At 46.0% G+C, this 15,321-nt stretch carries 13 protein-coding genes; 4 read left to right on the top strand and 9 right to left on the bottom strand.

Annotated features, from left to right (window positions below; genetic code table 11):
• Positions 1-50 precede the first annotated feature (50 nt).
• The 3 genes from ACFFK0_RS07970 to ACFFK0_RS07960 all read right to left on the bottom strand — a co-directional run bounded on the left by ACFFK0_RS07970 (position 51) and on the right by ACFFK0_RS07960 (position 3,109).
• The gene (locus ACFFK0_RS07970; protein ID WP_377469551.1) at positions 51-1,724 is read right to left on the bottom strand and encodes an ABC1 kinase family protein; all 1,674 of its coding nucleotides are present in this window, start codon (positions 1,722-1,724) and stop codon (positions 51-53) included.
• Between the two features lie 6 nt (positions 1,725-1,730).
• Positions 1,731-2,027: a phasin family protein gene (locus tag ACFFK0_RS07965; protein ID WP_377469550.1), complete on the bottom strand. Its 297-nt coding sequence runs from the start codon at positions 2,025-2,027 to the stop codon at positions 1,731-1,733.
• Between the two features lie 161 nt (positions 2,028-2,188).
• Positions 2,189-3,109: a peptidoglycan DD-metalloendopeptidase family protein gene (locus ACFFK0_RS07960; protein ID WP_377469548.1), complete on the bottom strand. Its 921-nt coding sequence runs from the start codon at positions 3,107-3,109 to the stop codon at positions 2,189-2,191.
• Positions 3,110-3,391: 282 nt separating this feature from the next.
• On the opposite strand from ACFFK0_RS07960, the gene ACFFK0_RS07955 reads away from it, so the two are divergent.
• A complete protein-coding gene (locus ACFFK0_RS07955; RefSeq protein ID WP_377469547.1) occupies positions 3,392-4,891 on the top strand; it encodes a serine hydrolase domain-containing protein in 1,500 nt (499 codons plus the stop codon).
• A 78-nt stretch (positions 4,892-4,969) separates the two neighbouring features.
• Positions 4,970-5,377: a DoxX family protein gene (locus tag ACFFK0_RS07950; protein WP_377469546.1), complete on the top strand. Its 408-nt coding sequence runs from the start codon at positions 4,970-4,972 to the stop codon at positions 5,375-5,377.
• A gap of 245 nt (positions 5,378-5,622) precedes the next feature.
• Here ACFFK0_RS07950 and ACFFK0_RS07945 read toward each other — a convergent pair whose 3' ends face one another.
• Entirely contained in the window at positions 5,623-6,669 is a 1,047-nt protein-coding gene (locus tag ACFFK0_RS07945) for a LacI family DNA-binding transcriptional regulator (protein WP_377469545.1), read from the bottom strand.
• Between the two features lie 153 nt (positions 6,670-6,822).
• Between ACFFK0_RS07945 and ACFFK0_RS07940 the strand changes: the two genes are divergently transcribed.
• Together ACFFK0_RS07940 and ACFFK0_RS07935 are read left to right on the top strand one after the other, a co-directional pair.
• Positions 6,823-8,232 (top strand): FAD-dependent oxidoreductase, encoded by a 1,410-nt coding sequence (locus ACFFK0_RS07940; protein ID WP_377469544.1) that lies wholly within the window; start codon positions 6,823-6,825, stop codon positions 8,230-8,232.
• Between the two features lie 17 nt (positions 8,233-8,249).
• Positions 8,250-8,699: an SGNH/GDSL hydrolase family protein gene (locus ACFFK0_RS07935; protein WP_377469543.1), complete on the top strand. Its 450-nt coding sequence runs from the start codon at positions 8,250-8,252 to the stop codon at positions 8,697-8,699.
• Here ACFFK0_RS07935 and ACFFK0_RS07930 read toward each other — a convergent pair.
• The 5 genes from ACFFK0_RS07930 to ACFFK0_RS07910 form a co-directional block, all read right to left on the bottom strand.
• A complete protein-coding gene (locus ACFFK0_RS07930; protein WP_377469542.1) occupies positions 8,680-8,832 on the bottom strand; it encodes a hypothetical protein in 153 nt (50 codons plus the stop codon). The genes ACFFK0_RS07935 and ACFFK0_RS07930 overlap by 20 nt on opposite strands.
• Before the next feature lie 388 nt (positions 8,833-9,220).
• Positions 9,221-9,826 (bottom strand): hypothetical protein, encoded by a 606-nt coding sequence (locus tag ACFFK0_RS07925; protein ID WP_377469541.1) that lies wholly within the window; start codon positions 9,824-9,826, stop codon positions 9,221-9,223.
• A 352-nt stretch (positions 9,827-10,178) separates the two neighbouring features.
• Complete coding sequence (locus ACFFK0_RS07920; protein ID WP_377469540.1) at positions 10,179-13,013, bottom strand: AAA family ATPase; 2,835 nt, start codon at positions 13,011-13,013, stop codon at positions 10,179-10,181.
• Positions 13,014-13,024: 11 nt separating this feature from the next.
• Positions 13,025-13,540, bottom strand: coding sequence for a hypothetical protein (locus ACFFK0_RS07915; RefSeq protein WP_377469539.1), 516 nt, complete (start codon positions 13,538-13,540; stop codon positions 13,025-13,027).
• A gap of 4 nt (positions 13,541-13,544) precedes the next feature.
• On the bottom strand, positions 13,545-15,056 hold the full coding sequence (locus tag ACFFK0_RS07910) for a hypothetical protein (protein ID WP_377469537.1): 1,512 nt from the start codon (positions 15,054-15,056) through the stop codon (positions 13,545-13,547).
• Positions 15,057-15,321: the final 265 nt, after the last annotated feature.

Here is a 15,321-nt window from a genome sequence, read left to right as displayed (position 1 = left end):
GAGAGGCTCTTTGCTCCCAGGCTTAGCAGTCATTGATTTCTATGCCTTCGTTAGAACCTCCCCGACTTAAAAATCGCCAGCAGGAGCCAAACCAGCATCAGCGCAGCAACCAAAAATCCCGCCTCGATCGCAGGCACATTCATGAGGAAGGTCCTTCGTCCGGCAATGGAGGTGCCGATGATAAGTCCCATCATAATCAAACTGAAAGACAGCAGCACGATGCTGAACGCGATCCGGTTGCCGATTCGATCCAGCTTTCCTATAATTTCATCGAGCTCCGGTATGCCGACGTTCAAATGCAGCCTGCCCTTCTTGATCATCGAGATGAGCTCCCGGCTCTGTTTCGGCACATTCGCCAGCTGTTCTCCGAACTCCGTCACATCCCTAATGAAGTCCGCTGCCCAAACGTTAGGGTGAAACCGCTTCATCAGCAGCTGCAGTCCGAATGGCTCCGCCAGAGTCACGATACTGATCGTCGGGTCTAACCGGACGACAACCCCTTCGAGCGTCAGCAGGGTTTTCCCCAGCAGGATAAAATCCGGAGGCACACGAATCCGGTGCTTGTAGGCCACTTCAAAAAGATCGTTGACGATCCCTCCGAGACTGACCTGGCTAAGCGGGACGCCGTAATACCGAGTTCGGAGCCAGTCGATGTCCTCTCTTAGCTCCGTTATGTTGACTTCATCATCCATAAGGCCTATTCGGGAGATCGCTTTCATGACCCCGTCGGTGTTTTGGCGCATCAAGGAGATGATCAAGCCGGAAAAATGATGCTTCATCTCCGGAGTGAGTCGCCCGACCATGCCGAAATCCAGAAAGGCGATGATTTCGCCCGGCATGATTACAAGATTTCCGGGGTGGGGATCAGCATGGAACAGCCCTTCTACGAAGATTTGTTGAAACATCGCCTGAATGAGCCGCCGTGCGATGCGCACCCGATCGAAGCCATGTGCAAGCAGCTGATCCTCCTGGTTCAACCGGATCCCTTCGACGTACTGCATGGTTATGACTTTTTTCGAGCTGTAGGGCAAATATACGGCCGGAACAAAAATATGGGCTACACCCTTACTTTGTGAGGCAATATGTTCCGTATTTCTCGCTTCTTTGGTATAATCCAGCTCGTCTCTAAGCGATCGGCCGAATTCCGCAATCATCGTTTCCACCTGAAGCCGCTTCGCCCAAGCAAACCGGCGTTCGGCGAGCGCAGCCAAGTCGGCCAGTATCTCCAGATCGGTGCGAATGGATTCCGCAGCTTGAGGACGCTGAATTTTCACGGCGACTTGCTCGCCGGTAGTCAATACGCCCCGATGTACTTGCCCAATCGATGCCGCGGCAAGCGGCTGCCGTTCCAGGCTGGCAAACAATTCTTCTATGCTTCGTCCGAGCTCCGATTCGATCGTATCGCGCACCTGCTCGAAGGGAAAGGGCTCCACTTGATCCTGAAGCTTTTCCAGCTGTTCGACAATGTCTTTCGGAAGCAGATCCGAGCGGGTACTGGCGATTTGCCCCAGCTTGATGAAGGTAGGCCCCAGCTCCTGAATCACGTTCCTGATGCGCAGCCCCACCGTTTTACGGTCCGTGTCGTCCTCGATGACGGTACCTCTCAGAGGAATGCGAAGACGCTGCAGCAGATCGGACTCCCCTACCAGGAAACCGAATCCATGACGTACGAACACAACTGCAATATCCCGGTATCGCTGCAGGTGCCGTATCCTTCTCCTCATCGCAGATTACGCCTGCGTGCGCGCTTCAAGCTGCTCGATGCGCTGCTCCAGCTGCCGGAAATCTTCCTTGGTCGCCACGTCCAGATCCCTAAGCAGCTTCTGCAGCTGCTCGCGGACCATTCGTTTGAGCTCGTCCTGCTGCTCCTCGCCTTTCTGGATCAGTCTTGCCGCCAGGTCCTTCGACTCTTCGGGGGCAATCTCCCCCCTTGCCACTAATTCGTTTACATAACCCTCGAGTTTTTCTTTGGTTGTCAAGGTGATGCCCAGCCCGAGCGAGATAGCTTTCTTCATGAAATCAGTCATCGCGTGTCGCTCCTTTGCGATCAATTATAGCTTTATCCTCTCCACGATCTACCATCGGTATGTATGGGCTCCAGCCCTTTCGAAGCAGGCTCATGTACGCTTGAATCTATTTGCATAGCAAAAATCCGCCCAGAGAGCGGATTTCAGCGTAAATGAATATATTAGTAGGATGCCGTTAGAGAAGTCCTCTCCCAATATTTTAGATGATTGTAGGGGTCTACGGGCTTAAATCCGTTGGTCAAATCATACATGCCAAAGTGCAAATGCGGATCAAACGCGCCCTCGGTACCTTCCGTACCGTAACCCGTATTCCCTACATAGCCGATCAGCTGACCTTTTTTAATGAAGCTTCCCAGCTCTATATTGGCGGCATAGGCCGACATGTGCGCGTAATACAAGGCTGTTTTTCCGTCCGGTGTTTTCACAGTCAGCCGCCAGCCACCCAGGGTGCTCCAGCCTTTGTTTATGACCGTACCGTCATAAGCGCTGTACACGGGAGTGCCTTTGGCTGCCATCATATCGTTGCCTTCATGCAGACGCTGCTGGGTGCCGTCGGAGTTATACGATCGGCCGTCCCCGTATGTATTCACAAATGGGTTGTATGTACCAGGCTTCAACGGAAATTTCCCGTCCGCCAAATATGCCGGTGCTTGAACAGTAGTAACGGACATCGTGCTCTCGGCCGGAATATTGATTTTCTGCCCCACGAACATATTGGAAGGATTCACCGTCGGATTCGCAGCGACTAAACGGCTCCAATTCACATTGAACTTCTGACTGATGAGCCAAAAATGATCTCCCGGCTGAACCGTGTAGGCAGAGGCTGTTGTATTCGTCAGGACGTCCGCTTTGGGCGTTTCCGCTGCCGGAATATTGATTTTCAAGCCTTCGTAAACGTTGTTCGGGTTCACTTGCGGATTCGCTGCCAACAGACCGGCAAGACTCCTATTCAGTTTTTGCGATACCATCCACAGCGTTTCCCCTCTTTGCACCGTATACGAAGTATACGTCTCAGCGGACACCATGTTTCCCATAAGCAGAGTAGCGGTCAAAGCCAGACTGAACATTGATGTTTTTTTCATATGACCCTCCCTGGAAGCATTGATGATGGAATGAAGGACAACATGCAGCATTCATCCATTTGAACCTTAATTTGATAATACTAGCACAAGTGAGGTCATTTCATTAATCAAAAATTGGAAGCGTTTTTTTCGCAGGTGACAATATCGTTATGCAAACACAGGGAATTGTCATTCGAATCGATGGATGCGGTGTAAATCGCCTTTTATACTTATTCTTGTTCGGCAAACGAGCCGCATCAATTTAATCGAGGAGAATCGAAAATGAGATTACTGTCAACCCTGTTGGCCGCTGTCATCGTCATTTTGCTCGGGTTGAGTCCCTATTCGTCAGCTGTCACAGGCCCAGTAACCAATGAGACGACGAAAAAGATCGAGCGTTTTGTCGAGGAGCAAATGAAGGCGGGTAAAATTCCGGGAAGCTCTGTTGTAATTGTGGAGAAAGGAAAGACGGTCTATCAACAAAGCTTCGGTTACGCCGATGTCAGAGCGAAAAAGCCGGTCAATAACGATACGTTATTTGAAATCGGCTCGACCACGAAAGCATTCACTGCATTCGCCATTTTGCAATTGGAGAAGGAAGGCTTAGTAAACCGGAACGACGATGTCAGGAAGTACCTCCCCTGGCTCGAGCTGACTTATAACGGCGAACCGCAAATCATTACTGTAAATCAGCTTCTTCACCATACAAGCGGAATCAATTCCGACACCATCACGCGTATCCCTGAGAGTCAGGCTGATAACGCCATGGAGCTGACGGTCAAAACATTGCTCGACCAACCGCTGAACCGCATGCCTGGAAGCTCATTCGAATATGCGACAATTAACTATGATGTTTTAGGCCTCATCATTGAGACCGTAAGCAAAAAATCTTATGAGCGGTATATGAAGGAATATATTCTGGACCCGCTAGGAATGAAACAATCGTTTGTCGGAGCGCAGCAAACCCACTCAACGCTTATGGCAGCCGGATATAAAATCGGCTTCTTAAAGGCGCATGCCTATACACCGCCCGTGTATCGGGGGAATTCACCAGCCGGTTATCTGATCAGCAGTACGAATGATTTGGGAAAATGGATGAATGCGCAGCTCGGAACCGCCACGGATCGTTCGGTAGATCAACGGCTCATTACCGAATCGCATATCCCTGATGAATCGGTAGAGCCCCTCGATGTCAACACGCGCTATGCTCTGGGATGGGGGATCCTGCAAGAGAACGATAAGAAGTACGTCCTGCACGCGGGGTCAAATCCAACGTACTCATCTTACTTCATTATGCGGCCCGATACTCAAGTTGGGGTAGCGGTGCTGGCCAATATGAAGACGAGCATGACGACGTCGATCGGCCAAGGTATCATGGATTTATGGGAGGGGAACGATGCCGAAGAACCTCCAATGGACATTTACCAGAAGATAGATCAATACGCAACGGCCGCATGTATGGTCATCGTTGTCCTCGGCTGTCTTTTCTTGTGGCTATCGCTAACCATCTTGAAGAAGCTATCTCGTAATCAGCGGAAATGGTCACCCTTAACCGGAAAGAGAATCGTTCTGCTCATTATTCATTTCTTGATTGCCTCGGGCTTCATGACGTTTATCCTCATGGTTCCGCAGTTATTTCTTGGAGGTACGCCGTGGTCTTACATTCGAGTATGGGCTCCAAGCTCGATTTGGATGACTCTCCTTTGTTTTCTTGCCGTATGCGTGACCTACTTTAGCTTTGGACTTGTACTCACTTGTACAAAAAAAGTTAATAAAGGGACAGGTATGGATGCGCTGAAATAGCAATTCATAAGAAGCGCACCGCCCCCTATTGTGATAAGATAAAGTCATAAAAAAATAAAGATAGGTGGGAATCATCAGATGGGTAACGGAATTTCGAAAGGGAGCTTATGGACGGGGCGCATTATGAGCTGGCTGACGATTGCATTCATGCTGCTGGACAGTGTGATGAAGCTGGTCAAGCCGCCGGAAGTGGTGGAAGGAACCCTTACCCTCGGTTTTGCGGAGCATCATATTACCGTGATTGGTATTCTGGGGTTGGCGGCTACGATTTTGTACGCAATTCCCCGCACTTCCTTCCTGGGCGTGCTTCTGCTCACCGGATACTTCGGCGGCGTCATCGCGACGCACTTGCGCATGGATGCTCCACTGTTTACCCACTTGCTGTTCCCGGTGTATTTGGCTGTATTGGCGTGGGGCGGCATTTGGCTGAGAGATCGCAGGGTGCGGAACCTTATTCCCTTGAGCGGCAAAGAACTGCAGCAGTAATCGAAAACACGGAAACAGCCCTCATTCGAGCGGCTGTTTCTTTGTTAAATCGCGGATCTCCCGGCTGCAAAACAACGGCAGTCCGTCTCAGGAAGGAGAACGGACTGCCGGGCGGCGTCACTCCCATACACGGCCGTACCGTCGGCTCGTCGTCCACGATGACCAGCTTATACATACGTTGGCCGCCCCCTTGCCCTGCAAGCGTTTCCCTATATGATAACGCGGAGGGAAGCATCCGGCCTTCTTTACTGATAAGGCTGTCTGGCTGCTGTCGTCTGCCCGACGCAGAAGTCGCCCTGGATGCGAATATGCTCGTAAGGCAGCGTAGGATTCGCGATGCGCCACAGCATTCGGTCAGCCGCGCGGTAGCCGGTCTGGCGAATCGGCAGCAGCGGCCGGGTAAAGAGCGGCAGCGTATCCGGCTGCTCGTTCAGGAAGCCGACCAGCGATACGTCCCCGGGTACCCTCCACCCCAGTTCGCAGCAAATGCCGTATACAATGCTCACTTCGTTGTCGACGCCGCAAACGATCGCGGTCGGCGAGTGCCGGACCATGAGCTGCCGCAGCTCTTCGCGCCACTTCGGATGTGCATTTCGCTCGCTGATGGAATGAGCGGACGGCTCGGCCTCTGCGCCGAACAAGCTCATCGCGTGGCAGAACGCTTGCCAGCGCAGGATGAAGCCTGGATGCAGATGTACGTCCCCTACATACATGATCCGCTCGTGCCCTAAGCTTCGCAAATAGGCGACCGATTGAAACGCCGCTTCGTATACGTCCCAAATAACGCTGTCGATCTTCACCCCGTTCGGTGGAAAGCTGAGCAGAATGCGCGGCAAAGGCAGCCCGAACAAATGCGGCTCCCACGCTTTCGGCGTCAAGCCTGGGGAGATAAAGATACCGTCCGAATAGGCGATGCCGCTGTCTTCGATCCAACCGGGCATGTCCTCCGTTTTGATGTTGCGCGGCAGCGGCAGCAGCTCGATCCGATGGCCGAAAGACGCAAAGCGATCGTGCAGCCCTTGCAGAAGCAGCCGATTGTAGACTGCCCCTTCTTTAGTCTGCACCAGCAGGAAACGCAATCGCTCATTCGGGTAAGGCGCAATATGCTCGAACCGGAGGCTGCGGATTTGTTCCTTCGTATAGTAGCCCTGCTTAACAGCGGTTTGGACAACCAGCTGCCGGGTCGCCTCGGACATACCGGGCTTACCTTTAAGCGCCTTCGACACCGTCTGAACGGTCAAGCCGAGCTCGGCGGCGATCGTTCGCAGCGTCGCTTGTTTGCGGATCGGCATGTTCGGGCGCACCTCCGTTGATCCTCATGTTGCGTTCATCGTACCATGATTTCATTTTTTAGTGAAACTAAAGTGAAACTAGTTCCTCCCCATCAGCCGGCTATAATGAACCTTAACAGCTTAACAATCTTTCGAACCAGGAGGGCGTTATGTATGAGAAATGAAGCGCTTCAGGCCGTTACGATTCCGGCCCAGCAGCTGCCCGTAAGCCATACCCCGGACGTCGTCGTTGTAGGAGGCGGCGCCTCGGGCGTAGCCGCTGCCATCTCCGCATCCCGGAGCGGCGCCGATACGCTGCTGATCGAGCAGCGCGGATATATGGGCGGTATGGGAACAGCCGCGCTGGTACCCGCCTTCTGTCCGTACACGGACGGCGAGAAGCCGGTCATTCGCGGTATCGGTCTCGAACTGCTGGAGAAGATGAAACACGCTGCCGGCGACGGCTTCCTGAACAGATACAAGGATCAGCTCGATTGGGTGCCGATTGATGTTGAGACGCTCAAACGCGTTTACGACGATGCCGTGCTCGCCAGCGGGGCCAAGGTGCTGTTCCATACGGTAGCCGATCAAGTGCTGCTCGAAGGCGAACGCATAGACGGGCTTGTGATCAGCAATAAATCCGGACGTTCGGTAGTCAAGGCCAAGCTGTACATCGATGCTTCGGGGGATGCGGACTTGGCCGCTCTCGCAGGCGTTCCGTTCCATATCGGCGGCGATTCCGGCGAGCTACAGCCGGGCACGATGTGCTACGTCGTGACCGGGGCCGACAGAGCACGCTTTCACCAGTTTCTTGAGAACACCGGCGAGCACCCGCAGCTGGAAGGACTCGTTATCGAAGCCCAGAAGAACGGCGATCTGCCGGAAGGACGCAAACGAATATCGGGAATGGCTTGGATAACGGACTCGGTGGTCGGGTTTAATTTCGGCCATATTTTCGGCGTGGACGGCACGAACGCGGCAAGCTTAACCAGCGCCGCTATCGAAGGACGCCGTCTGATCGACACGCAAATCCGTTTTCTGCGCCAATACGTACCTGGCTTCGAGCACATTCACCTCGTTCATTCCGGCGATCAGATCGGCATTCGCGAAACTCGCCGCATTGTCGGGGATTATACGCTCGTCGTCGAAGATTTCCTGTCAATGCGAACGTTTGAGGACGATATCGCACGTAACTCCTACTATATCGATATTCACTTGGCGAACGCCGGCAGCACGATGACGATCAAGCATTTGCCGAAGGGCGAATCGCACGGCGTGCCGTATCGGTGCATGCTGCCGCAAGGCAAGTCCAATCTGATCGTGGCGGGTCGCTCGGTCTCCTCCGACCGTCCGGTGCAGGGCTCGCTTCGCGTCATGCCCAACTGCTTCGCGATGGGGGAAGCCGCCGGCACGGCAGCAGCCATGGCGGCCGAAGCCGACTGCGGCTTCCGCGAGGTACCGGTCCGCGAGCTGCAGCGCAAACTGATCGAGCAAGGTGCATGGCTGGGCGGGCGTCCGGGCGAAGCAAGTCCCGTACCACTCGCAGCGGTAAGCGCCGTCACCTTCGACGACGAATGCAAGTGAAGCAAGGAGGACTTGCAATGCCAGCCAAGTGGCAAGGGAAAACATGGGGAACTCTCGGCGACAGCATAACGGCAGCGGGGGGCTACCAGCCCCTCGTGCAAGCGGTTCTTGGCTTCGCTCAAGTGAACAATTACGGCAAAGGCGGTTGCCCGATGACCGCCGGCGGCGACCGCGACTACGGAGCTACGACCCGCATCGGTAAATCGATAGCTACCGGTTTGGACTGCGTCACCGTCTTCGCCGGCGTCAACGATTTTCGCTTGGACAAACCGCTCGGCGAATTAGGCTCCACCGATATTTACACCTTTAACGGAGCGTATGCCACTCTCATTAAGCACATCTTAACGGTCAATCCGCGCTGCCGGCTCAATCTCTGGACACCGCGCAGCGGGATATGGACGGATATGATATATTCTATACGAACGCAGCCGGACACCGGCTGTACGATTACGTGGCAGCCATCGTAGAGATCGGACGCCTGTAAGCGCTGCCCGTGCTGAACCTGTACGAGCAAAGCGGGTTCAACCGGTTGACGCTGCCCGTCTTCACGTCGGACGGCCTGCATCCGAACGGTGAGGGGCACCGACGAATTGCCGACATGGCAATCCCTTTCCTGGCCGGGCTGTAAGAGATGATGCTGATGCACTTGAACCGGGGCTTCCACTTTGTTTGCACACTCATTTGGAACTTTGCCAACTGATAATTGACAATGAGAGGTCATGAACTAGCTACTTAGCCCACGTTAGAACGAATGATAAAGCAGGAAAAGCCCGTACCATCAAGGCACGGGCCAGCAACATTTATGTTCAAACTCAACGACATTTTATGTTTATATTTGAAAATAATAAATGACATTGCCCTTCCGGGTGGCTTTCCTATTACGAGCATTTTTTAATACGTGTACAAAATGTGTATATACATGTTAATTCTCAATTAAGATAAAGATTTTCTCCCGATTCATCACAATATATACACATGTATATAAATCCTATTCTAATAAATTATTTATCTGTCCCTTTATTTTAGTGATTCTATTTAATGCTAAGTCACCAAGTGTTGCAGCCCATTTATAACCGGACTCATTTGGACTGTTTTCTTTAAATTGTTCAGTCCTATTACGCATTGATAATATAACATTTTCAAAAGAATCCAATTCATTAATTAATTCAGTCGGAATGAGATTATTTTTGCTAATTCCAGTTATTAACCTATCAAGATTAAACTCATCAAGATCTATTAATTCGCTATTTATATATTCATTATGCTTACTGTTATCTTCTCGATTCTCATGCACTTTCTCCCTTAAAAACTCAATTTCCTCCACCAGTTTTTGATTTGTTTTTTTCTCTTCATCTATTTTTTTGCTCAACTTCTCAATTTCCATTTCAAGTATTTCAATTTGACTTGCCCCTTTTCTATTATTAATGAATTTCTTTACTTCTTTTTCTTCAAACCAAACTCCTTTTTTTCTAGAGTCAATTTTAGCTTTTATAAAACCATTTCTTTTCCACCTGAGAACAATCTGTTTATCTTTTGCAGATGTTAACCCTGCGTCTTTTAATATCTGGAACACTTCATCCGAAGAAAGTAACATAATATGTTCTCCTAGATTTTTCATTACTCTTATCTTTACTAATAAAATATATCATTTTAGCTGTAATATCAATATAAATAGCATATTATTCTTTACTCAATAATTAACTCCACTTGAGAATCTAATTGACATATTGTCAAAATGTGTTCTGCTTTCGCCAGAGATTTAATTCTTCTAGCCATGCAGCTCAGCCGAGACAGTCATGGTTAATAAAAAATAACCCGTATTCCTACAATATGTGGGGAACGGGTTACTTTATTTATTTGATCTAGCCTGTATCTTTACCAGCAATTTCCGTCCAAAATATTGCCGCATCCTCGCTCAATATACTAATTCGTCCTACCATTTCGACTCAATCATGTTTTCTAACTACAGGTCCTTCTGGTCCATAACCTTCAATAAAATACTGCGATACATTTTTGTTTCTCATCTTAACTGCTAACAATTCAGCGAAATTATCATCGTGAGTTGAAATGATAAACCGTTTTTTGTTTGATTCGGAATTCAACACAGCTCTTAGTACGTCGATAAATGCCAAAACATTCACATCATCCATACTTTGTATTGGGTCATCTAGGAATAGTTGATCTAAACTGCTATACTGTTGAGTCAATCCAATCCCTATAAAGGTACTTAAAGCCAAAATATTTAGTTGTGCCTGACTAAATATCTGGTCTAAATATAGGTTATTCTGAATTTCTTCACTTGTGAAATGAGTGCCTTGATGATTAACTATCACCTTAAGATCCTTATATTGAGTGTGTGGATTAATAGCACTATATACCCAGGCTATTACAGGATGTCCATGTAATTGATCACCAAGGATTTGATTTTGCTTAGTAACAAGCTCTAAATGTTTAAGTCTCACTTGTTGTTGATATGTATCGATTAAATCGATTTTTTCAGTATGCTGTCTTATCGCAGCATCCAACTGTTCGTACCTTGAGAAGAAATCGTTATATTCACCAGGAACCCTAAGTTTCAATAAATCATCGAGTCGCTTGATTAACAATTCGATCATTAAGAAAGTGCGATTGTTCGATATTTGATTCTTATCTAATTGAACTAAGTTAGTTGGATAATAGTCTGCAACTTCTTTTTCGTTGCGTATTAATAATATTTTACTTGTTATCTCTTCCAGATTGGGCTCGTATTCAAAACCGATTTTTTGCATGTTCCCCTCGAACCATTGACTTTTACTTACCATCAAACTATCCAATGCTTCCACTTTAATATTTTTTAGTTCAACGTCATCACCAAACAATACCCTTGTGGATTCTCTAAGCCTTTCCCAAAGTTCTTCAGCGTCTCTGCCTCTTTCAATCAGTTGGTTCTCTAATGTACGTGACTCCCTTTGCTGCTTTTCTATAGTGCTTTTAACTTCGCGGTAACAAACCAAAAACTTTTCACGAACAGACTGCAACCAACTAATTAGTGGTACGATCACTTCTATAGCGATCGAACTATTAAGTTCTACAATTTTACTGTTCAGTAGAGCCGCCTCGTCAGACAATGCTTCCAGAACCTTATCTCCATTTGATACGGTTTTATCAATTATTGATGTTATATTGAAGGATATGCTACTTTCAGGATGTAATCCAAGTTCATTATTATAACGTGCTGATGTAAAATCCTCATTCAAGCACACGGGACAAGAGGTAATAGACTCGGTATGGTTTTGGATATACTCTTTAACTTGATTTAACATGTGTTTATACTGACTATTTAATGAAGATAGGCTGTTTTTCTTTTCATTAGTGCTTCTTATGTTGTCAGCTATTTGTTGACGTTCACCATCAAGCGAGACAAAATGTGTTTGCCAATACGATAACTTTTCTTCATCATGCACAGGGACAGATAATCCTTCCTGCTCGATTATCTCCTGAAACTCTTGCTCAAAAAGTCGCAAACGATCAAAACCATCTCTAATTGCTTTCCACACATCCAAATTAATATTTTTATTTGTATTATCTATTTGATCTGAAATTGAGTCGAACAGCTGTTCAAACCCAATAACCTTACTAAGTTGGTCTGCTGACGCTCTTTTTGATTGCTCGACAAGCAATTTGTGTCTTTCTATTTCCTCGGTTGTCTTTTGAAGTCCCTCAATGTCCCCATCCTTCAAAGAACGAGCATGGTTACTTTTTCTAATCCATTGTTCTGCTTGATATAAAAAATCAAGAGATTTCACATGACCTCTTATTGTCTGGAGTTCCGCATGCCGCGCTTGTAATTTTCCCTTTTCAGTTACAGCCTTTTCGTATACTTGAGCGGCACTTTGAAGTAATTTTGAATAATCTGTTGCTTCAAACACACCTTCATGTATAAGTAAATTTATAGAGAGATTTGAAAACCGGGATGCCCGTTTTACAAAAGGTAAAAGTTGAACAAACAATACATGAAACTGAGTCTTGTAACTTTCAAAATCAGCATAACCTATATTCTGCAAAAATCCATTAATCTTCTGCTGTTGCGAATTCAGTTCAGTTTTCTTTCCTTCGTGCTCTGTTTTTTTTCTACTTAAAACGTTGCCCCCGTTCAAGTAAAGCCGCAAACGTGCAATATGATCAGAAAGGCCCTCTTGTTGCAAGTAACGCATGAACAAAGATTTTCGTTCATCAGGAGATGTTTTTCTTACAAAATCAGTGATGCCTTCTTGAGCCAATACGTGAGCTCGGATAAAACTACTGCCATCATTTGATCTCGTAGCAAAGTATTCTAACAGCTCATTATTGCTAATATTCTTTGGTTCTTTACCTTTCTCAATAAATTCAAGGCTAGAATCATAATCTGAGCTGTCGCTAATCGATAAAATCCGACTGTTACTTCTTCTAATGACTCGTGTTCCGTTATCGAATAAGAGCTCAACAACCACTTCCCGTTCTTCGACAGGGCGTCTTCTTTGGTTTGAAACGCTTGCAGAGAATTTTAAATAATGACTTCGATTTAAATCATTGGCTGTATATGCCCCACCGTGATCTGCTTTATAAAGCCGCTCTAGACGAGCGACAGTATCGGTCAAACACCATTCGATTGCTTCAAAGAATGACGTCTTACCATGACCATTAAAGCCATGAAATACAACTAAAGGACTGTCCAATTCGTCAAAGATATAATAATGATCAGAACGATTGGGATTTTCACCATAGCCCCGAAAATTTTTGATTTTCACTTCACTTAGATACAATGACTACTCACCTACCTTACGATCTCATTTATTTTTGAAAGTAGCCCTTCAATTTCTTCCGGCTGATAATCAGATCCTTGATTAACATACGTTTGCAAAAGTTTGTTTAAAGTTCTTTCTGGAAGCACCAGCTGATCAAAGTGGGCCTTTAGTTCTTCATCGTCCGTATACTCAATGATGATTTTCCGGGCCACAAATCGATTTCGTTGAAATTTTGCAACATCTATTTCATTGAATTTCTCTTCCTCGTGCTCGATATGATGTAAGCCAATTACATACATATCCCATAGAAACTTTGAGAGGTGTAAATCTTCAACTTCCGCCGTATTTTGAATATTGATAATACTTTCTCGTAGTTTTTCTTTGAGCCGTGGAAGTGTGTAAACCAACTCTTGAACCTCTTCGAGCATCGTAATTTTTTTTATGATCAATACTTTATCCTGATTTAGATTGCACACGAATGCACCATTTAGTTCTTCAAACATATGGATATCGCTGAGTTCCAACAATTTTGCTAGTTGCTCCAAAACACTAATCCCCCTTTAACTCTTGAAGAAACGGGCACTTGCCCATAAAGGATAACTTTAAGCATTTCGTACACCTGTATCGAAACGATTTATAAAACTCTTGGTGCTGTTTATTGTCCTTGACTTTATAAATATCTATTATTGTATTATTGATCTGATCTAGTGGTAATTGACAGATATCGCTATCGGTATCAAAAATAATCGTTTCTCCGCCCATTGCCTTCGACATTTCAAAGTTTTCTTGGGTATGATCAATAAAATTATTCATAATTAGATTAGCATCAGAACGAGCCGATCTAGCCGCGGGGAGAGTACGAAGTGAGAAACGTAACTTCTCACCAATCTGCATGTTATTTAGATGCTCAACATCAACAACACTTGCTGATTCATCGTGCCTGTTAGTCTTTACCATCATTTCTGTAATAGACTGAAACAATCGCATAACCTCAAGTGGATATGACCGTCTCGCCATAACAAAACGTCTTAACACCTTATCGGCACCAAACTGATCCATTTCAGAGTGAAGTTGTTCTTTTAAGCCAATCAGGATAGACATAATGTCATCAACATATTCGCTATACTCACTCTTTCTTAATATGTATTCATAATCAGAAAGTTCTTGCTCAATTTCTTTAATCAGCTCTTGATATTCTTCTTTATAAAAATGCCTCAAAGGTTGTGTTTGATGATTTGCGATAATTGCTTTACAATCAGCAAGTTTTATTGTTCTCACATTCGAGTCAGCTGTCACAGTTGAATCAAGGAACGCCTCAAGCAGAAGAAGCATTATTTTATTCCTTTCTTCAGCAGTGAGGCTTCCATTATATTTTGTTAGTTCCAAATCTATTGAGTTTTTTAAATTCGCAATGGACTCATACTTAGATACCTTGGCTTGTGGGAAATCAAAATCGATTTGTTGAATAAATCTTGTTAACTCGGGATCATCAAATATTAAGCTTGGAATAATGTACTTTACATATTCTGCAGGATCAGACTGAGCAGCTAAATGCTTAATAAGGGCTTGTTTATAATGCGGTTTTTTCTTTTTTGGATACATGGAGTCATAGTACATTTGGAAGCTTTTAAATTCACCATCTTTAATGGGATCTCTTCCAACTGACTCATATACGAAACACTCTTTTATGTATTTAACTTTCTCAGTAATTTCAGTGGGTGTTATCCATCCGCCGAAAAATTGTAAGTCTTTGACGTTCGCCGGCACGTTACATTTAAATCGATATCTCACCTGAGACGTAGATCCCTTAAATGAAACAAAGAAATTATAGATGCTATGCGTAATAGCCTCTTTATACCTTGTAAATGTATTGTCATTATAAAATTTGGCCTCCATTCGGATATCTTTATCATCGTATATCCTTACATCGGCCCCATATTCTACAGCGACATAACTTTCGTCTGATGTTGACATGTTTAATAAGAGTGCCAGTTCTTTACAAGCTAACATAACCTGATAATAAAAACCGGCAATTGAATGTTTTACGTCAGTTGAACTCATTATTCCACTTCCTTTGTTTAATCCGATTGAGCGATCAGCCAAGTTTCAAATACTAATAGTACCAATTCTACAAATGTCTTCTTTATTAATTCTATTGTAGGTAATAAATCCCTCCCATTTTATCGAAATTAGTCGAATACTGAAATGAAAGAGGCACAATGAGTGCGCATTTAAATTGATAAAACAAGTACTTTATTTTTAAGAATTTGAATATCAAGTTAGCTCCGCTAAGGTCATGATGTGAGCTTCTGGTAGGTGATGGTGT

Origin of the sequence: Paenibacillus chartarius (genome assembly GCF_042432825.1) — a bacterium.
Classification (GTDB): Bacteria; Bacillota; Bacilli; order Paenibacillales; family NBRC-103111; genus Gordoniibacillus; species Gordoniibacillus chartarius.
This window is presented reverse-complemented; position numbering and strand designations above follow the sequence as displayed.